Source organism: Mesorhizobium sp. CO1-1-7 (assembly GCF_020164885.1).
Lineage (GTDB): Bacteria > Pseudomonadota > Alphaproteobacteria > Rhizobiales > Rhizobiaceae > Mesorhizobium > Mesorhizobium australicum.
On the sequence record NZ_JAIUHA010000004.1, the window covers coordinates 252,137 to 271,263 of the forward strand.

Genomic DNA, 19,127 nt, shown 5'->3' on the forward strand with positions numbered 1-19,127 from the left:
ATGGCACCATCTTAATCCTGCCGTGCCGGGTTGCGTCTGTCCACCAAGCTTTCTAAGCCAGAATAGCACACTTCTTCACGGCGGCCATCCATGTCTGTCTTCGACGCCATCCTGCTCTTCCTGGCGGGCTTTCTGTCCGGCGCCGCCAACGCGGTCGCCGGCGGCGGCACCTTCGTCACCTTCGGCGCCATGACACTGGTCGGCGTCCCCCCGATCGTTGCCAACGCCACCTCCTCGGTGACGCAGTTCCCCGGCTACATCACCTCGACCCTCGCTTACTGGGCCGACATCAGGCACTTCTGGCGCGGCGCGCTGCTGCTCTGCCTGATCTCGGCCGTCGGCGCGCTAGCCGGCGCCCTGATCCTGCTGGCGCTCGACAATCCGTCCTTTCGCGTCCTGGTGCCGTGGCTGCTTTTGGGCGCGACGGCACTGTTTGCCGCCGGGCCCTGGCTGAAGCCGGCGCCGAAACCCGGACACGAAGCGGCTGTCGGCTCACTCGCCGGTTCGCTGGCGCAATTCGTCACCGCCATCTATGGCGGCTTCTTCGGCGCCGGCATGGGCGTGATGATGCTGGCCACCCTCGGCCTGACCCAGGCCGGCGACTACCACCGGCTGAACGCGCTGAAGAACATGCTGGCCGTGGTCATCGCGGCCGTCGCCATCGTCGTCTTCGTCTCGGGCGGCGTCGTCGCCTGGCCGGAGGCGATCGTCATGATCCCGGGCGGCGCGCTCGGCGGCTATGCCGGCGTCTGGATCGCCAAGCGCGTACCGCAGAACGTGGTGCGCGGCTTCGTCATCGCCGTCGGCCTGTTCCTGGCTTTTTACTATTTCGGCAAAGGCTGATCGCCGAACAGATCGGGTCGCCGCTCTTTCGTCAGCGTCTCCGACTGCGCGCGGCGCCAGGCGGCGATCTTCTTGTGATTGCCGGAGATCAGCACTTCGGGAATTTCCCGGCCCTCGAATTCCTGCGGTCGCGTGTAGTGCGGATGTTCGAGCAGGCCGTTTTCGAAACTCTCTTCTTCCCCGGAGACCGCATTGCCCATCACCCCGGGCAACAGCCGCACCACGGCGTCGAGCAGCACTAGGGCCGCCGGCTCGCCGCCGGACAGGATGAAATCGCCGATCGAGACTTCCTCCAGTCCCCGTGCATCGATCACCCGCTGGTCGACGCCTTCGAAGCGGCCGCACAGGATGACGGCACCCGGCCCGGCGGCGAGCTCCCGCACGCGAGCCTGCGTCAGTGGTTTGCCGCGAGGGCTCATCAGCAGCCTTGGACGCTCATCGCCCGGCGGCGAAGCATGGTCGATTGCCTTCGCCAGGACATCGGCACGCATCACCATGCCGGCGCCGCCGCCGGCCGGCGTGTCGTCGACGGTGCGATGCCGGTCGGTGGCGAAGTCGCGTATCTGTATCGCCTCCAGAGACCATGTCCCCGCCTCCAGTGCCCGCCCGGCCAGCGACAGGCCAAGCGCGCCCGGAAACATCTCGGGATAGAGCGTCAGCACCGACGCGGCAAAACTCACCGGTTGCCTCCGGCATCGCGCGGTCCGCGCGGCCGGCCCTTCGGGTCGAAATCCTCCTCGCGCGGCGCGTCCGCGTCCTCGTCCTCGACCAGTCCAGCCGCCACCGGATCGACGCGGACAAAGCCCTCGGCGATCGACACGGCAGGCACGGCGGCCTGCGTGAACGGGATCAGCACACCCTTGCGCCCGGCGAGCGTCACATCGAGAATGTCGCCGCCGCCGAAATTGTGCACCGCGACCACCTTGCCGATGGCGGCGCCGGTATCATCCCGGATTTCCAGCCCGATCAGGTCGGCATGGTAGAATTCGTCCTCCTCGCCATCGTCGGGCAGCATCGAGCGATCGACGAACAGCTCCGTACCGGCGAGCGCCTCGGCCGCATTGCGGTCGCTGACGCCCTTAAAGCGCACCACGACAACGGTGTTGGCGGGCCTTATGTCGGTTATCTGGAAGGCTCGTCCATCCCTGGCGTAGAGCGGCCCATAATCCGCCAGCGCCATTGGCTCGCCGGTGAAGGTTTTCACCCTGAGTTCGCCCTTGATGCCGTGCGCGGCGCCGATTACGGCCATCTGGACGGGGTTCTGCGGCTTGCTCATGGGCGAAAATCCTTTGTCCCTGCTCTAGCGCCGCCTCGCCGTCATTTCAACAACGGGCTCTTCACCGCTTCCTAACTCGGCTGCCGGAAAATGACGGCGAACCGGAACAGACCCGATGCAGGAATTCCTCATACCGGCAAAAGCCGATCTCCAGGCCGCACGCGAAAGCTGGCTGAAGATGCTCGCGCGTGAACGTCGCCTATCACCCGAGACAGTGGAAGCCTATGAGCGCGATTCGCGCCAGTTCCTGCACTTCCTCACCGGCCATCTCGGCGGACCGCCCGGCATTTCCGATATCGCCGACCTGCGCCCGGCCGATTTGCGCGGCTTCCTCGCCGCCCGCCGCAATGCCGGCGCCGGCGCCCGCACGCTTGGCCGTGGCCTGGCCGGCATCCGCTCGCTGCTGCGGTTCCTCGAGCGGCGCGGTCTCGCCAATGCGGCAGGTGCGGCGGCCTTGCGCGCGCCGCGCCAGCCCAAATCGCTGCCCAAGCCGCTGACGGCGAGCGATGCCAGGCACGTGGTCTCCGTCGAGGGTCAACTGGCGGAAGAACCCTGGATCGCCGCTCGCAACGCCGCCGTGCTGACGCTGCTCTACGGCTCGGGCCTGCGCATTTCCGAGGCGCTTGGCCTCAACGCCGCCGATCTGGCGTCGGAAGCCGACACCGTGCTGCGCGTCACCGGCAAGGGCGGCAAGACACGGCTGGTGCCGGTGTTGCCGGTGGCGCTCAGGGCGATCGCCGAATACCGCCGGCTGTGCCCCTATCATCTCGATCCGAAGGGTCTGCTGTTTCGCGGTGCGCGCGGCGGCCCGCTCAACCCGGCCATCATCCAGCGTGACATGGCGAAGCTGCGTTCGGCGCTCAACCTGCCGGACACGGCGACGCCACATGCCTTGCGCCATTCCTTCGCCACCCATCTGCTCGGCCGAGGCGGCGATCTGCGCACCATCCAGGAACTCCTGGGCCACGCCAGCCTGTCGACGACGCAGATTTACACCGGCGTCGACACCGCAAGGCTGCTGGAAATCTACGAATCGGCCCATCCCAGGGCATGAACGTCGGTAAAGCCATGCAGTATCGGTGGCCCATTATAAACATTCGCGATTGGCCGAAGCCTTCCCAACTTCGTCATCCTAGGGCGAAGCAGGAGCGAAGCTCCGTCGCGGAGACCCTGGGATCCATGCCGTGACATCAGCCGTGGAATGCAGCGGAGCTGAATTCTGCACCGTGGGCGGTGCTCTGAAGTCGCGGCATGGATCCTCGGGTCTGCGCCGCGTCGCTATGCTCCTTGCTCCGCCGGTGGATGACGAAGAATGGGCGGTTAGGACAATTTCATAACCCCGATTAACGGTTTTGCCGCTTTTCAGTCCTAGGAATGGGACCATGAAACGTGTCATTGCCATCGTCGACCGTGCGGCTTCCGTCTCGCTGAAACTGCTTGTCGCGCTCAACGTGCTGTTTTTCCTATCCTTCCTTGCTGTCCTGCTGTTCGCCGCCGGCAGGGCGCACGCGGAAATCCCGACCTGTACCGGCGCCGACATGCTGTCGGCCTTGCAGAAGAACAATCCCGCCACCTACGGCAAAATCGACGCCGAGGCGGCTGCCACGCTGAACGGCAAGGGACTGCTGTGGAAGCTGGAAAAACCGGGCGAACAGCCATCCTACCTGTTCGGCACCATGCACATGACCGATCCGCGCGTCACCACGCTGCCGGCCTATGCGCAGAAGGCCTTCGATGCTGCCGGCACCCTCATCATCGAGACCACCGACGTGCTCGACAAGCAGAAGATGATGGCGGCGATGCTGAAGGAGCCGGACCTGATGATGTTCACCGACTCCACGACGCTTTCGTCACTGCTGTCGCCGGACGAAGCGGCGGCCATGAACGCCGCGCTCGATGCGCGCGGCATCCCGCCGGCGACGGTCGCAAAAATGAAGCCGTGGATGCTGTCGGCCATGATGGCGCTTCCGGCTTGCGAACTCGCCCGCCAGTCCGGCGGCGCGCCGGTGCTCGACGTCAAGCTGGCCGAGAGCGCCAAGGCGGCCGGCAAGCCGGTGGAAGGATTGGAAACGGCCGAGAGCCAGCTGCGCGCCATGGCCTCGCTGCCGCTCGCGTTTCACATGAAAGGTCTGGTCGACACGCTGAAGCTGGGCGACAAGGTCAACGATATCAACGAAACCATGATCGTGCTTTACCAGCGTGGCGACACCGGGATGTTCTGGCCGCTGTTCCGCGCCGCCATGCCCGAGGAGCAGGACGACCCCGCGGGCTACGCCGCCTTCGAGGAAACCATGATCACCAGCCGCAACAAGGTAATGGTCGATCATGCCGGGCCGATCCTGGCCAAGGGCAACGCCTTCATGGCGGTCGGCGCGCTGCACCTTCCCGGTCCAGAGGGACTGGTCGAGGATTTCCGCAAAGCCGGCTATACTGTCACCGCCGTCAATTGAGTCGGATGGCAGCGGAGGCACGCAAACGCCGCGTTTACGGCGTTTTCCTCCGCTAGCGTGAAACCCATTCAACGGTTGCGCGTTGATGGATGTTGATTGACCTTTTTCATCTTCCCGGAGGACACATTTATGGCGAACACACCAAACCCAAACGACCCGTACAATTCGACCACCAATGCCCCTCGGCCGAGCGGCGGTGGCGGCAGCCCTTGGTTGATTGCACTGGTCGTCGTTATCCTGGCGATTGTCGCGTATTATGTTTTCGGAAGAAGTGGTGGCGAGCACCCGGCACCCGCCGAGCCGCCAGCGGCCAGCACACCGGCTCCGGCGCCCGCACCGGCTGAACCGATGAAGCCCGCCGAACCGGCCAAGCCAGCCGAACCTGCTCCTGCGCCCGCCCCGGCACCAGCGCCAGCGCCGGCTCCCGCACCAGCGCCCGCCCCGGCACCAGCGCCCGCCCCGGCACCAGCGCCGGCCCAGTAAGGGGCTCGATATCAAAGACCAACGGCCTGCTGAAAGGCGGGCCGTTTTGTTTTGGGTGATGACCGTTGGGGGGCCTTGGCGCCAAGCCACTCCGCCCGTTCGTCATCCTCGGGCTTGACCCGAGGATCCATGCCGCGACCTCGGCCGAGGAATGCAGCGGAGCAGAATTCCGCATCGCAGGAGCGCTCTGAAGTCACGGCAGGGATCCCTTGGGCTGCGGAGCAGCTCCAGGGATCTACGCCGCGTCGCTTCGCTCCTTGCTCCGCCATAGGACGACGAAGCGTTGGGCACCCTTAGATGTGGATCGGCTTGAAGAAGGTGGCCAGCGCCGCTTCCTTCACCGCTTCCGACATCGTCGGATGGGCGTGGCAGGTGCGGGCCAAATCTTCCGACGAGCCGCCGAACTCCATCAGTACCGCCGCCTCATGGATCATCTCGCCGGCGCCGAAGCCGACGATATGGACGCCGAGCACGCGGTCGCTCTGCTTGTCGGCCAGGATCTTCACGAAACCGTCGGTATGCAGCATGGCGCGCGCGCGGCCGTTGGCCGTGAAGGGGAATTTGCCGACCTTGTAGTCGATGCCGGCCTTCTTCAGCTCTTCCTCGGTCCTGCCGACCGAGGCGATCTCCGGACTGGTGTAGACGACGCTCGGAATGACGTCATAGTTCACATGGCCGGCCTGGCCGGCGATGGTCTCGGCCACCGCCACGCCCTCGTCCTCGGCCTTGTGGGCGAGCATCGGCCCTGCGATGACGTCGCCGATGGCGTAGATCCCGGGAACATTGGTCCTGAGATGCCCGTCGGTCTTGACCCGGCCGCGCTCGTCGACCTCGACGCCGGCCTCCTTCAGCCCGAGGCTGTCCGAAAAGGCGCGGCGTCCCGTCGAGATCAGCACGGCATCGGCCTCGATGGTTTCGGCAGCACCCCCCTTGACCGGCTCGAAGGTAACGGTCGCGCCCTTCTTGGCCTTGGCGACGCCGGTCACCTTGGCGCCGAGCTTGAATTCGAAGCCCTGCTTGGAGAGCAGCCGCTGGAACTGTTTCGACACCTCGCCGTCCATGCCGCCCAAAATGGTGTCGAGGAACTCGACCACAGTGACCTTGGCGCCAAGCCGTGCCCAGACCGAGCCGAGTTCGAGGCCGATGACACCGCCGCCCACCACCACCAAATGGCCCGGCACCTTCTCCAGCGACAGCGCGCCGGTCGAGGACACGATGATCTTTTCGTCGAAGTCGACCTTGACGCCGGGAATGCCGGCGACGTCGGACCCGGTGGCGATGACGATGTTCCTGGTCTCGATCTCGTCGACCTTGCCATCCTCGCCGGTCACCGAGACCTTGCCTGCGGCAACCACCTTGCCGGTGCCGCGGAAGGCATCGATCTTGTTCTTCTTGAACAGGAAGGCGACGCCATTGACGTTGGACGACACCGTCGCGTCCTTGTGCGCCATCATTTTCTTCAGGTTCAGCCTGGGTGCCGGAATTTCGACGCCGAGCGTGTCGAAGGAATGGCCGGCCTCGGCGAACATTTCCGAGGCATAAAGCAGCGCCTTGGACGGGATGCAGCCGATGTTGAGGCAGGTGCCGCCGAAGGTCGCGTTCTTCTCGACCACCGCCACCTTCAGCCCAAGCTGTGCCGCCTTGATGGCGCAGACATAGCCGCCGGGTCCCGAGCCGATGATAACCACGTCATAAGCCATGTTTGTTTCCCTTTTGCTTGGGGTTCAGCGGCCGCCGCTGACATTCAGGATCGCGCCCGTCGTATAGGACGCGGCATCGGATAAAAGATAGAGGACCGCACCGGCGACTTCATCCGCCGTGCCCGCCCTTTTCATCGGCAGCAGATCGCGGAACCGTTCTATCCGGTCCGGCTGGCCACCGGAGGCGTGGATGTCGGTGTCGATGATGCCCGGCCGCACCGCATTGACGCGAATGCCTTCCAGAGCCACCTCGCGGGCGAGGCCGATGGTGAAGGTGTCGATGGCGCCCTTGGATGCGGCATAGTCGACATATTCGCCCGGCGAGCCCAGCGTCGCCGCCGCCGACGAGATGTTGACGATCGCACCGCCCGACCCGCCATGCCGCGTCGACATGCGCTTCACCGCCTCGCGGGCGCACAGGAACGAGCCGACGACATTGATGCGCATCATGCGTTCCAGCCGCGCGACATCCATCTCGTCGACGCGCGCCTTGACGTCGACGATGCCGGCATTGTTGACGAAGGCGTCGAGCCGGCCAAAGGCGCGGTCGACGGCGCCGAACATGGCCATGATATCGGTTTCCTTGCCGACATCGCCCCTGACGGCAACGGCTTCGCCGCCGCCGTCCTTGATTTCGGCGACCAGCGCATCGGCGGCGGCCTTGTTGGAGGCGTAATTGACCGCGACGCGATAGCCCGCCTCCGACCCCAGCCGGCAGATGGCGGCGCCGATGCCGCGGCTGCCGCCGGTGACCAGCAGCACTTTTTGCGTCGCGCTCATTCCTGGCATCCCTTCATAGCGAACACATCGGACGGCACTTTCGAAAATCCGCCGCCGCCACGCGCCCGGGACTGCCTAAGCACCGGCCCGAGATCGGGCAGGATCAGCGTCTTCGGCGCCTCCACTCCCTCGGCCGGCAAAAGCCCGACAGTGCCCTTGTCGTCGGACGTGTAGATGACGCCGTTCCACAGCGTACAGGCGGCAAGCTCCTCGCCGGTCACGTCGCCCTCCGGGCATTTGTACATCAGCGCGCCGTTCGGCCGCGCAACATCCGTGGTCCACATGACGATGCCGTTCAGCACCACATTGTTGTCAAGGATCATGCGGAACGTGTTGGTTACAACAGCCGATGTGCCGGTCGGGGTAAAATCGATCTCGCTGCCGCTCTGGCTATCGCCATAGACGGCGAGTTCGATCGGGCAGGCGGCCTGGGCGGCTGCGGTAGTCATCACGATCCCGGCCATAAGCACAACCGGTTTGGTGGCTCCGAGCAAGCGAGCCATCATTGGCCGCTCTTTGCCGCAAGCCGCCATCCGACCGCCTCACAGATCGAGCACCAGCCGCTCCGGATCCTCCAGGCTTTCCTTGACCCGCACCAGGAAGGTCACGGCTTCCTTGCCGTCGACGATGCGGTGATCGTAGCTGAGCGCCAGGTACATCATCGGCCGGATCACGATCTGGCCGCCGACCACAACCGGCCGGTCCTGGATCTTGTGCATGCCCAGAATGCCCGACTGCGGCGCATTGAGGATCGGCGTCGACATCAGCGACCCGTAGACGCCACCATTGGAGATGGTGAAGGTGCCGCCTTGCATGTCGGCGACCGACAGCTTGCCGTCGCGCGCTGCGATGCCCAGCCGGCCGATATCCTTCTCGATCTCGGCGATCGACATCTGGTCGGCATCGCGCACGACCGGAACCACGAGACCCTTTTCGGTGCCGACCGCGACACCGATATGGGCATAGTTCTTGAAGATGATGTCGGTGCCGTCGATCTCGGCATTGACCGAGGGGATTTCCTTCAGCGCGTGGGTGACCGCCTTGGTGAAGAAGCCCATGAAGCCGAGCTTCACGCCGTGCTTCTCCTCGAAAACGTCCTTGTACTTCGTCCTGAGCGCCATCACCGCCGACATGTCGACTTCGTTGAAGGTGGTCAGCATGGCGGCGGTCGACTGCGCCTCCTTCAGGCGGCGCGCGATGGTCTGGCGCAGCTTGGTCATGCGCACGCGCTCCTCGCGCGATGCATCGTCGCCAGACGACGGCGCCCGAACCGCGATCGGTGCCGGCGCTGCCTTTGGCGTCTCGGCCGGCTGCGACGGCGCACCTTTGGAGATGGCATCCAGCACGTCGCCCTTCAGCACCTGGCCGCGCTTGCCCGAGCCGGAGAGCTGGTCGACCGACAGATTGTTCTCGGCGATCAATTTTGCCGCCGCCGGCGCCGGCGGCATGGTGCGCGGCTCGACCGGTCCGGCATCGCCGGCAACCTTGGCGGTCTCGGCCGCGGCCTGCTTGGTGGTGGATGCCGCGTCGGGGCTGGACGCCTGCGCGACCGCTTGCGGCTTGGTCGCGGGAGCAGCCGCGCCACCGGCCGAAATCGACCCGAGCAGGGCGCCGACGCCGACCGTCTCGCCTTCCCCAACCGTGATTTCACCGAGCGTCCCGGCGGCGGCGGCGGGCACCTCTATCGTCACCTTGTCGGTCTCGAGCTCGACCAGCGGCTCGTCGGCGGCAATGGCATCGCCGACCTTCTTGAACCATTTGCCAACGGTCGCTTCGGTGACGGATTCGCCGAGTGTGGGAACGCGGATTTCGGTAGCCATTGTGCCTGTCCGTTCTTTCGGTTCTGTTCTGCTTATTCGCCGAGCGCGTCTTCGAGCAAGGCGGCGAGCTGGGCGAGGTGCTTCGACATCAGCCCGGTCGCCGGCGACGCGGCCGCCGGACGGCCGGTGTAGCGCACCCGCTGATGCTTGGCGTCGATATGCGCCAGCACCCATTCCAGATACGGATCGATGAACGACCAGGCACCCATGTTCTTGGGCTCCTCCTGGCACCACACCATCTCGGCGTTGCGGAAGCGTGACAGCTCGGTGATCAGCGCCTTGGCCGGGAACGGATAGAGCTGTTCGACGCGCAGCAGATAGATGTCGTTGATGCCGCGCTTCTCGCGCTCTTCATAGAGGTCGTAATAGACCTTGCCCGAGCACAGCACGACGCGGCGGATCTTGGAATCCTTGGTCAGCTTGATCGCCTGGTTGGGCAACAGCTGGGCATCATCCCACAGCAGCCGGTGGAACGAGCTTTCGCCCGAGATTTCCGGCAGCGTCGACACCGCCCGCTTGTGGCGCAGCAGCGACTTCGGCGTCATCAGGATCAGCGGCTTGCGGAAGTCGCGCTTCAGCTGCCGGCGCAAGATGTGGAAGTAGTTGGCCGGCGTCGTGCAGTTGGCGACTTGCATATTGTCTTCGGCGCAAAGCTGCAGGAAGCGCTCCAGCCGGGCGGAAGAATGTTCCGGGCCCTGGCCTTCATAGCCATGCGGCAGCAGGCAGACGAGGCCCGACATTCTGAGCCACTTGCGTTCGCCCGACGAGATGAACTGGTCGAATACCACCTGGGCGCCGTTGGCGAAGTCGCCGAACTGCGCCTCCCACAGCGTCAGCGCCTTCGGCTCGGCCAGGCTGTAGCCATATTCGAAGCCCAGCACCGCTTCTTCCGACAGCATCGAGTTGATGACTTCGTAGCCGGCCTGCGCCGCCGACAGATTGTTGAGCGGGATGTAGCGGGTCTCGTCGCGCTGGTCGTAGAGCACGGAATGGCGCTGCGAGAAGGTGCCGCGCTCGGAATCCTGTCCGGAAAGCCGGATCGGATTGCCGTCGAGCAGGATCGCGCCGAAGGCCAGCGCCTCGGCCGTCGACCAGTCGATGCCTTCGCCGGACTCGATCGCCTGACGCCGGTTTTCGAGGAAGCGGATGATCGTCTTGTGCGCTTCGAAGCCCTTCGGCACCTCGGTCAGCTTCTTGCCGATTTCCTTCAGCGTCTTGACCGGTACCGCGGTCTTGCCGCGCCTTGTCTCGTCCTGGTTGTCGGCCGTGCGCAGGCCTGACCAGGCGCCGTCGAGCCAGTCGGCCTTGTTGGGCTTGTAGTGCTGGCCGACTTCCCATTCGGCTTCCAGATGCGCGCGCCAATCGGCCTTCATCTGATCGAGCTCGGCCTGGGTGATGTGCCCTTCGGCGATCAGGCGATCGCCATAGATCTGCACCGTCGTCTTGTGGGCGCGGATGTTGCTGTACATGAGCGGCTGCGTGAAGGCCGGTTCGTCGCCCTCATTGTGGCCGAAGCGGCGGTAGCAGAACATGTCCACGACCACCGGCTTATGGAACTTCATGCGGAATTCGATCGCCACCTTGGTGGCGTGCACCACAGCCTCCGGATCGTCGCCATTGACGTGAAAGATCGGTGCCTCGATCATCTTGGCGACATCGGACGGATAGGGCGATGAGCGCGAGAAGCGCGGATTGGTGGTGAAGCCGATCTGGTTGTTGATGATGAAGTGCAGCGTGCCGGCGACGCGGTGGCCACGCAGGCCCGATAGGCCGAGGATCTCGGCGATCACGCCCTGGCCGGCAAAGGCGGCGTCGCCATGCAGCAAGAGCGGCAGCACCTTGGCCCGCTCTTCCAGCGGCACGATCTCCTCGCGGCCGCGGCCGAACAGGGAGTCCTGCTTGGCGCGCGCCTTGCCCATTACCACGGGGTCGACGATCTCCAGATGCGAAGGGTTCGCCGTCAGCGAAAGGTGAACCTTGTTGCCGTCGAACTCGCGGTCCGACGAGGCACCGAGATGGTACTTCACGTCGCCCGAGCCCTCGACCTCGTCGGGGGCCGCCGAGCCGCCCTTGAATTCGTGGAAGATGGCGCGGTGCGGCTTGGCCATCACCTGGGAAAGCACATTGAGGCGGCCGCGATGGGCCATGCCGAGCACGATCTCCTTCATGCCGAGCTGGCCGCCGCGCTTGACGATCTGCTCCAGCGCCGGGATCAGCGATTCACCGCCGTCGAGACCGAAGCGCTTGGTGCCCTTGTACTTGACGTCGATGAACTGCTCGAAGCCTTCCGCCTCGACCAGCTTCTGCAGGATCGCCTTCTTGCCGGTGGCGGTGAACGAGATCTCCTTGTCGGCGCCCTCGATGCGCGCCTGGATCCAGGCCTTTTCCTCGGGATCGGAAATATGCATGAACTCGACGCCGAGCGTCGAACAATAGGTGCGGGTGAGGATCTCCAGCATCTGCCGGATGCTGCCGAATTCGAGCCCCAGCACATTGTCGAGGAAGATCGGCCGGTCGTAGTCGGCTTCGGTGAAGCCGTAATTTTCCGGCGACAGTTCGTTGTAATCCTCGAGCGTGTTGATGCCGAGCGGATCGAGATTGGCGTGCAGATGGCCGCGCATGCGGAAGGCGCGGATCATCATGATGGCGCGCACGGAATCACGTGTCGCCTGGTGCACATCGGCGTCGGACAGCACGACACCGTTGGTGACGGCCTTGTCCTTGACCTTCTTTTCCAGGTGCTTTTCGACGATGCCCCAATTGCCGTCCAGCGCCGACACCAGCTCGCCATTGGCCTGCAGCGGCCAGGAAGGTTTCGCCCATGAAGCGCCCTTGGCGTTCCTGCGCACATCGCCGGCATCGTCCTTCAGCCCGGCGAAGAACTCCTGCCACTCGGGATTGACCGAGGCGGGATCGTCCTCATACGCCGCGTAGAGCGCGTCGATGTAATCGGCATTGCCGCCATAGAGGAAAGAGGTGAGCGAAAATTGGTCGTTGGCCTGATCTTGTCTTGCCATGTCGTTTCAGCGGAGCCTGGCTCCGTCTCCTTTCGAGGGAACAATGAGTAGCCGGTAGTGAGCGGAAAATGGAATTTTCGGCTCAGCTGCTACTCACCCGTTCTTCCCTTCTTCACTACTGACTACCTGCTACTCACTACTGCCTTAACCCTTGATCGCCTCGACCAGCGTCGTGCCCAGCCGTGCCGGCGACGGCGAAACTTTTATCCCGGCCGATTCCATCGCCGCGATCTTGTCTTCCGCGCCGCCCTTGCCGCCGGAGATGACCGCGCCCGCATGGCCCATGGTGCGTCCGGCCGGCGCGGTGCGCCCGGCGATGAAGCCGGCCATCGGCTTCTTGCGACCACGCCTGGCTTCGTCCTTGAGAAACTGCGCGGCGTCTTCCTCGGCCGAACCGCCGATCTCGCCGATCATGATGATCGACTTGGTCTCATCATCGGCCAGGAACATCTCGAGCATGTCGATGAACTCGGTGCCCTTGACGGGGTCGCCGCCGATGCCGACGGCGGTGGTCTGGCCGAGGCCGACATTGGTGGTCTGGAACACAGCCTCGTAGGTAAGTGTTCCCGAGCGCGAAACAACGCCGACCGAGCCCTTGCGGAAGATGTTCCCGGGCATGATGCCGATCTTGCATTCGTCGGGGGTAAGCACGCCCGGGCAGTTCGGTCCGATCAGCCGCGAGGCCGAGCGATCGAGCCGCGCCTTGACCTTGATCATGTCCATCACCGGAATGCCTTCCGTGATGCAGACGATCAGCGGGATCTCCGCCTCGATCGCCTCGATGATGGCTTCCGCGGCGCCCGCCGGCGGCACGTAGATGACGGAGGCGTTGGCGCCTGTCTTTTCCTTGCCTTCGGCGACAGTGGCGAAGATCGGCAGGCTCTCGCCTTTCGAGCCCGTCCAGGTCTCGCCGCCCTTCTTGGGATGGATGCCGCCGACCATCTTTGTCCCGTGGTAGGCCAGCGCCTGCTCGGTATGGAACGTACCGGTCTTGCCGGTCAGGCCCTGCACCAGCACCTTGGTATTCTTGTCGACGAGAATGGACATGGCCGCCCTTTTTAAAAACCGTTGATCGAGGAAGGCGAGACGCGCCGGTAGACGCCGCTCACCATGTCTTGCCAGTCATCGCTGCCGGCAAGTTTGAAATGCAATCGCATGCGGTAGGTGTCGGCATCGTCGAAAACATACGTCACCTTCGCAAAGCCGCGCGGCGACGACCGCTCCAGCACCAGCTCGCGGCCGTTCCATGTGCCCGTGGCGGGCGAGGACGGCACAAAGCCCATCGAATCGAACTGGTGCATGGTGACGACGCTGTTCTGCTGGTCGAAGCCGAATACATTGTGCGCGCCGAAGGAGACCGTGCCATCGCGGCGCTGCTTATAGCGCTGCACCACGAACAGACCGCCGAACTGCGCTTCCGCTGTCACTTCGCTCGTCGCCATGCCGCCATCGGCCCACTGCGTATCCGCCACCTCCTCCTCGCCGCGCCAAGCACCGACCAAAGCCTGCAGGAGCTGGTGATCGGCCGAGAGCGAAGAGAAGGGCGAGGCGTTCATCGGTCAGAGCCGCTTCAGATCGGCGACCGTCAGATCGCTCTTGGCATTGCCGGTGTTGAGTGTCGTCGCCGGTTCGAACATCAGCACCACCGGCTCTGATGTCAGCGAACGCGGCCGATGCTCGACGCCGCGCGGTACGACGATGAAGTCGCCCTCGCCGAGCTCGATCGGCCCGTCGCGAAAATCAATGGCGATCCTGCCGCGCAGCACGAGGAAGGCTTCGTCTTCATTGTCATGCGCATGCCAGTCGAAGACCTCGCCGAACTTGGCGACCTTGGCCTGGCTGTCATTCACGTCGCCGGCGATATGCGGATCGAAGACCTCAGTGATGGTCCGATCCGCCGCCTCGACCAGGTTTATCTTGCGTGGAGGCACCGGCTCAGCCCTTCACCGCCGCCACGATCTTCTTGGCCGCGTCGTCGAGATCGTCGGCCGAGACGACGTTCAGGCCGCTGTCGTTGATGATCTTCTTGCCAAGCTCGGCATTGGTGCCTTCCAGGCGCACGACCAGCGGCACCTTGAGCCCGACTTCCTTGACCGCGGCAATCACACCCTCGGCGATGATGTCGCACTTCATGATGCCGCCGAAGATATTGATCAGGATGCCCTTGACCGCCGGATCCCTGGTGATGATCTTGAACGCGGCCGTCACCTTCTCCTTGGAAGCGCCGCCGCCGACATCGAGGAAGTTGGCGGGTTCGGCGCCGTAGAGCTTGATGATGTCCATCGTCGCCATGGCAAGGCCGGCGCCGTTGACCATGCAGCCGATATTGCCATCGAGCGCGACATAGGCGAGGTCGTATTTCGACGCCTCGATCTCCTTCTCGTCCTCTTCTGACGTGTCGCGCAGTTCGAGCACATCTGGGTGGCGAAACAGCGCGTTGTTGTCGAACGACACCTTCGCGTCGAGCACGCGCAGATGCCCATCCTTCATGACGATCAGCGGGTTGACCTCGAGCAGGCTCATGTCCTTCTCGACGAAGGCCTTGTAGAGGATCGGGAACAGCGTGCCGCCGTCCCTGGCCCCGTCGCCGTCGAGCTTCAGCGCATCGTTGAGCGCCTTGACGTCCTCAGCCGTAACGCCCTTTTCCGGATCGATGGCGACGGTGATGATCTTTTCCGGCGTGTCGTGCGCGACGCCCTCGATGTCCATGCCGCCCTCGGTCGAGACGACAAAGGCGATGCGGCCGACCGAGCGGTCGACCAGGATGGAGAGATAGAGCTCGCGCTCGATGTCGGCGCCGTCCTCGATATAGAGGCGGTTGACCTGCTTGCCGGCCGGGCCGGTCTGCTTGGTCACCAGCGTATGGCCGAGCATCTCGTTGGCGTTGGCGACCACCTCGGCGACGGACTTCGCCAGTCGCACACCGCCCTTGGCGTCGGCGCCGAGTTCCTTGAATTTGCCTTTGCCGCGGCCGCCGGCATGGATCTGGCTCTTCACCACATAGAGTGGGCCGGGCAGCGCCTGTGCAGCGGCTTCCGCCTCGCTTGCCTTGAAAACCGGCACGCCTTCGGCCACCGGCGCGCCAAAGCTCTTCAGCAGCGCCTTGCCTTGATATTCATGGATGTTCATCGGGAACTATCTCCAGGTCGTTTTGCCGGGGTGACGTTTGGGCGGGTTATTTCGAGGCGAGCTGCGGCGCGATCTTGACGCAGGCCTCGGTCAGGCCCTGCACGGTCGCCACCGATGCCTCGAACATCTTCTGCTCGGCCTTGTTAAGGTCGATCTCGATGACGCGCTCGACACCGCCGGCGCCGATCACCACGGGCACGCCGACATAGGTACCCTTGACGCCATACTGGCCGGAGAGGTGTGCCGCGCAAGGCAGCACGCGCTTCTTGTCCTTGAGATAGGATTCGGCCATCTGGATCGCCGAGGCCGCCGGCGCGTAATAGGCCGAGCCGGTCTTCAGGAGGCCGACGATCTCGGCGCCGCCGTCACGGGTGCGCTGCACGATCTGGTCGAGCTTTTCCTTCGAGGTCCAGCCCATCTTGATCAGGTCGGGAAGCGGAATGCCCGACACCGTGGAATAGCGGATCATCGGCACCATGGAATCGCCGTGGCCGCCGAGCACGAAGGCGGTGACGTCCTCGACCGAAACCTTGAATTCCTCCGCCAGGAAGTAGCGGAAGCGCGCGCTGTCGAGCACGCCGGCCATGCCGACGACATGGGTCTTGGGCAAGCCCGAAAACTTCTGCAGCGCCCACACCATGGCGTCGAGCGGATTGGTAATGCAGATGACGAAGGCCTTCGGCGCGTACTTCTTCAGCCCTGCGCCGACCTGCTCCATGACCTTCAGGTTGATGCCCAGCAGGTCGTCGCGGCTCATGCCCGGTTTGCGCGGCACGCCGGCGGTGACGATGCAGACATCGGCGCCCTCGATGCCGGCATAGTCGTTGACGCCGGTCAGCCGGGAATCGAAACCATCGACCGGCGACGACTGCGCGATATCGAGCCCCTTGCCTTGCGGGATACCCTCGGCGATATCGAACAGGACCACGTCGCCGAGATCCTTGAGGCCGATCATGTGGGCGAGCGTGCCGCCGATCATGCCAGAGCCGATAAGCGCTATCTTGTTGCGTGCCATGTGAGGATGATTTCCCTTTGTCTGTGACGCGCCAACACGGCGTCGAGGAAGAGGCCGGACTGCTGCGGGGGAACCGCGAATTTCCCGCACCCAATAGCTCTGGTGCGGAATAAATTCAAACGATTATTTCGACCCCTGCATTTTCAATCGGTTAGTGTGTTTGGGATTTACGTAAACGTCAAAGTTTGTAAGCCGACTTGGGAGAATTTACACAATGGCGATTGAGATCAGAAGGCTTTATCCCGGAGATGACGCCCTTGTGATGCGGATTGCCGACGACGTGTTCGACGAGCCGGTGCGGCCCGATCGCCTGGCAAGCTATCTCGCGCAATCGGGCCATTTCATGATCGTGGCCCTGGCCGAGGACGTTGTCGTCGGCCAATGCGCGGCGGTCATGCACCGCCATCCGGACAAGGCGCCCGAACTCTATGTCGACGAGGTCGGCGTCTCGCCAGCCTTCCAGCGCCAGGGCATCGCGCGCGGAATGCTCGACGCGATGTTCGCGCTCGGCCGCGAGCATGGCTGCGAAGAGGCCTGGGTCGGCACCGAGCCGGACAATCTGACCGCCCGCGCACTTTATGAGGGGCGCAAGGAGGCGCATGGCGAGGCGGAGACCTTTGTGATGTACGTCTATCGGCTGTAGCGATTGGCCAACGCCTCCGGTCCTTCCAGGACGACGACACGATGGCGTCCGCTCAATTTGGCGCGAGTCCGCTCAAATTTGGCGCGAGCGGATGAAGGCCGCGAAGGCTGACAGGCCATCGCGAATTGCCCGCACGTTTGCCGGCTCTCGCAGGATACTTTCAACCTCCGCCGGCTTCTTGCCGAGGAGCGAGACCTCGAGCATGGCTTCTTCGCAAAGCGCGAACGACATGGTGCGCATGATCTCCGCCAGCGCCGCGCGGGCGTAGAGCGAGCGTGGCGAGGCGTGCGCCAGCATCGCCGGCTTGCCGACGGCGGCGTCCCGCGAGACCAGCCAGTCGAGCGCGTTCTTAAGGCCGCCAGGCACGCCATGGGCATATTCGGGACAGGAGACGATGACACCGTCCGCGCCGGTGACGGCCTCGATCAGATCGGAGGCCTCGCGCGGCGTCCGCTCGCCCTCGTCGTCGGGATTGAAGATCGGCAGCCGGCCAAGCCCGTCATAGACGGTGACGCGACAGCCCGCTGGCGTGTTCAGCGCCAGTGCCGCGACCAGGGCCGAATTGGTGGAGGCCGCCCGCAGGCTGCCGGATATCGCAATGAGGTTGAGCAAGGCGGACCAGTTCAGACGAATCGGGGGCCGACAACCCTACCACATCGTCTGTTTGTACTCGCCGTCGAGCCAGCGGTCGGTCGCCTCGGCCGAATCGGCCAGTGCCAACTGGTCGCGCAGGATCTGGCCGAGCGTCGGCAGCGTGGCGCGATCATGCCAGCTGTCGGGCTTCCACAAATCGGAGCGCATGAAAGCCTTGGCGCAATGCATGTAAGCGGCCTTGACCACGATCACGATGACGCTTTGCGGCTCCTTGCCGTCGACCGCAAGGCGCTCGCGCAAGGTGGCATCGACGGTGATGCGGGCATCGCCATTGACGCGCAGCGTCTCGTTCATGCCTGGTATGAGGAAGAGCAGCCCGACCGAGGGATTGCGGATGATGTTTTCCAGCGTATCCAGCCGGTTGTTGCCGGGCCGGTCGGGGATGGCGATGGTGTTCTCGTCGAGAATGGCGGCGAAGCCGGGCTTGTCGCCTTTCGGGGTCACGTCGGCATTGCCTTCGCCATCGGACGAGCCGATCAGCACGAATGGGCTCTTGCCGATGAAGGAGCGGCAATGGGCGTCCAGCGCCTTCAATTCCTTGCGGATCGAGCCATCGGTCGGGCGCGGCGTCTTGTAGATCGTCCGCAGCTCGTCCTGGGTGGTGACGAATTCCATGGCTCTCCCCTTTACAGCCTTATTTGCCGACTTTCTCTTCGCCGCCGGCCTTGTCGTCCAGCGAGTGGCGCAGGATCAGCGGCATCTGGCTGAAGGTGAAAAGAAGCGTGATCGGCATGATGCCCCAGACCTTGAACGTAACCCAGGCGTCGGTGGAAAAATTCCGCCAGACGACTTCGTTGACGAGGGCCAGGAACAGGAAGAACAGGCCCCACCGGAAGGTGAGCTTGCGCCAGCCTTCGGCATCGAGCTTGAATGCGGACTCGAAGACATAGCCGAGCAGCGAGCGGCCGAAATACAGGCCGCCAAGCAGCACGCCGCCGAACAGCGTGTTGACGATGGTCGGCTTCATCTTGATGAAGATATCGTCCTGCAGATAAAGCGTCAGCGCGCCGAAGATGAAAACGACGACCCCCGACACCATCGGCATGATCGGCAAGGTGCGGGTGAGCAGCCATGAGGCGATCAGCGCGATGGCGGTCGCGGCCATGAACAGGCCTGTGGCGACGAAGATCGGGCCGCCGAATTCAGCCAGCACGGGCAATTTCTGAGTCAGCCACTCGCCGCGCGCATTGGCGAAGAAGAAGACGAGCAGCGGCCCGAGCTCCAGCGCCAGCTTGAGCACGGGATTGATGCCTTCCTTCTTCTCTTTCTGCGGGTCGGATGGATCGCGTTCGAGAATGGGTGGGTTCATGGTTTCCT

Annotated in this window: 19 protein-coding genes; 4 read left to right on the forward strand and 15 right to left on the reverse strand. The window is 64.1% G+C overall.

What is annotated here, in order from left to right; all coding sequences use genetic code 11:
• Positions 1-90 precede the first annotated feature (90 nt).
• Positions 91-843 carry a sulfite exporter TauE/SafE family protein gene (locus LB516_RS10505; protein ID WP_224642594.1) on the forward strand — a complete coding sequence of 251 codons (753 nt, stop codon included), beginning with the start codon at positions 91-93 and terminating at the stop codon, positions 841-843.
• On the opposite strand, the gene trmD is transcribed toward LB516_RS10505, so the two are convergent.
• Together trmD and rimM are read right to left on the reverse strand one after the other, a co-directional pair.
• Positions 825-1,523, reverse strand: a complete 699-nt coding sequence (trmD, locus tag LB516_RS10510; RefSeq protein ID WP_224719488.1) for a tRNA (guanosine(37)-N1)-methyltransferase TrmD — start codon at positions 1,521-1,523, stop codon at positions 825-827. The genes LB516_RS10505 and trmD overlap by 19 nt on opposite strands.
• Positions 1,520-2,119, reverse strand: a complete 600-nt coding sequence (gene rimM / locus LB516_RS10515) for a ribosome maturation factor RimM (RefSeq protein ID WP_015315021.1) — start codon at positions 2,117-2,119, stop codon at positions 1,520-1,522. Before rimM ends, trmD begins: the two co-directional genes overlap by 4 nt.
• 115 nt (positions 2,120-2,234) lie before the next feature.
• Here rimM and LB516_RS10520 point away from each other — a divergent pair, with 115 nt between their 5' ends.
• Together LB516_RS10520 and LB516_RS10525 are read left to right on the forward strand one after the other, a co-directional pair.
• Complete coding sequence (locus LB516_RS10520) at positions 2,235-3,173, forward strand: tyrosine recombinase XerC (RefSeq protein ID WP_224719489.1); 939 nt, start codon at positions 2,235-2,237, stop codon at positions 3,171-3,173.
• A gap of 328 nt (positions 3,174-3,501) precedes the next feature.
• Complete coding sequence (locus tag LB516_RS10525; protein WP_224719490.1) at positions 3,502-4,569, forward strand: TraB/GumN family protein; 1,068 nt, start codon at positions 3,502-3,504, stop codon at positions 4,567-4,569.
• A 776-nt stretch (positions 4,570-5,345) separates the two neighbouring features.
• Here LB516_RS10525 and lpdA read toward each other — a convergent pair.
• The 10 genes from lpdA to mdh all read right to left on the reverse strand — a co-directional run bounded on the left by lpdA (position 5,346) and on the right by mdh (position 16,513).
• A complete protein-coding gene (gene lpdA / locus LB516_RS10530) occupies positions 5,346-6,752 on the reverse strand; it encodes a dihydrolipoyl dehydrogenase (protein ID WP_224719491.1) in 1,407 nt (468 codons plus the stop codon).
• 24 nt (positions 6,753-6,776) lie between these two features.
• Complete coding sequence (locus tag LB516_RS10535) at positions 6,777-7,532, reverse strand: SDR family oxidoreductase (protein ID WP_224719492.1); 756 nt, start codon at positions 7,530-7,532, stop codon at positions 6,777-6,779.
• Positions 7,529-7,981 carry a hypothetical protein gene (locus LB516_RS10540; protein ID WP_224654874.1) on the reverse strand — a complete coding sequence of 151 codons (453 nt, stop codon included), beginning with the start codon at positions 7,979-7,981 and terminating at the stop codon, positions 7,529-7,531. The genes LB516_RS10535 and LB516_RS10540 overlap by 4 nt, the downstream gene beginning before the upstream one ends.
• 93 nt (positions 7,982-8,074) lie before the next feature.
• On the reverse strand, positions 8,075-9,352 hold the full coding sequence (gene odhB, locus LB516_RS10545; RefSeq protein ID WP_224719493.1) for a 2-oxoglutarate dehydrogenase complex dihydrolipoyllysine-residue succinyltransferase: 1,278 nt from the start codon (positions 9,350-9,352) through the stop codon (positions 8,075-8,077).
• Positions 9,353-9,384: 32 nt separating this feature from the next.
• Complete coding sequence (locus LB516_RS10550) at positions 9,385-12,369, reverse strand: 2-oxoglutarate dehydrogenase E1 component (RefSeq protein ID WP_140618313.1); 2,985 nt, start codon at positions 12,367-12,369, stop codon at positions 9,385-9,387.
• 144 nt (positions 12,370-12,513) lie between these two features.
• Complete coding sequence (gene sucD / locus LB516_RS10555) at positions 12,514-13,416, reverse strand: succinate--CoA ligase subunit alpha (protein ID WP_140791679.1); 903 nt, start codon at positions 13,414-13,416, stop codon at positions 12,514-12,516.
• Between the two features lie 11 nt (positions 13,417-13,427).
• Positions 13,428-13,925, reverse strand: coding sequence for a DUF1579 family protein (locus tag LB516_RS10560; protein WP_224591984.1), 498 nt, complete (start codon positions 13,923-13,925; stop codon positions 13,428-13,430).
• 3 nt (positions 13,926-13,928) lie between these two features.
• Positions 13,929-14,300: a cupin domain-containing protein gene (locus LB516_RS10565; protein ID WP_015315011.1), complete on the reverse strand. Its 372-nt coding sequence runs from the start codon at positions 14,298-14,300 to the stop codon at positions 13,929-13,931.
• A gap of 4 nt (positions 14,301-14,304) precedes the next feature.
• Positions 14,305-15,498, reverse strand: a complete 1,194-nt coding sequence (gene sucC / locus LB516_RS10570) for an ADP-forming succinate--CoA ligase subunit beta (protein WP_224591986.1) — start codon at positions 15,496-15,498, stop codon at positions 14,305-14,307.
• A 46-nt stretch (positions 15,499-15,544) separates the two neighbouring features.
• A complete protein-coding gene (gene mdh, locus LB516_RS10575) occupies positions 15,545-16,513 on the reverse strand; it encodes a malate dehydrogenase (RefSeq protein ID WP_015315009.1) in 969 nt (322 codons plus the stop codon).
• A gap of 214 nt (positions 16,514-16,727) precedes the next feature.
• Here mdh and LB516_RS10580 point away from each other — a divergent pair, with 214 nt between their 5' ends.
• Complete coding sequence (locus LB516_RS10580) at positions 16,728-17,156, forward strand: GNAT family N-acetyltransferase (protein ID WP_224591988.1); 429 nt, start codon at positions 16,728-16,730, stop codon at positions 17,154-17,156.
• A gap of 72 nt (positions 17,157-17,228) precedes the next feature.
• Here LB516_RS10580 and LB516_RS10585 read toward each other — a convergent pair whose 3' ends face one another.
• From LB516_RS10585 to LB516_RS10595, 3 genes are read right to left on the reverse strand one after another with little or no spacing between them, the layout of a single operon-like run.
• The gene (locus LB516_RS10585) at positions 17,229-17,768 is read right to left on the reverse strand and encodes an NADPH-dependent FMN reductase (RefSeq protein WP_224719494.1); all 540 of its coding nucleotides are present in this window, start codon (positions 17,766-17,768) and stop codon (positions 17,229-17,231) included.
• 36 nt (positions 17,769-17,804) lie between these two features.
• Positions 17,805-18,425 carry a pyridoxamine 5'-phosphate oxidase family protein gene (locus LB516_RS10590; protein WP_015315006.1) on the reverse strand — a complete coding sequence of 207 codons (621 nt, stop codon included), beginning with the start codon at positions 18,423-18,425 and terminating at the stop codon, positions 17,805-17,807.
• A 19-nt stretch (positions 18,426-18,444) separates the two neighbouring features.
• Positions 18,445-19,119 (reverse strand): septation protein A, encoded by a 675-nt coding sequence (locus LB516_RS10595; protein WP_015315005.1) that lies wholly within the window; start codon positions 19,117-19,119, stop codon positions 18,445-18,447.
• Positions 19,120-19,127: the final 8 nt, after the last annotated feature.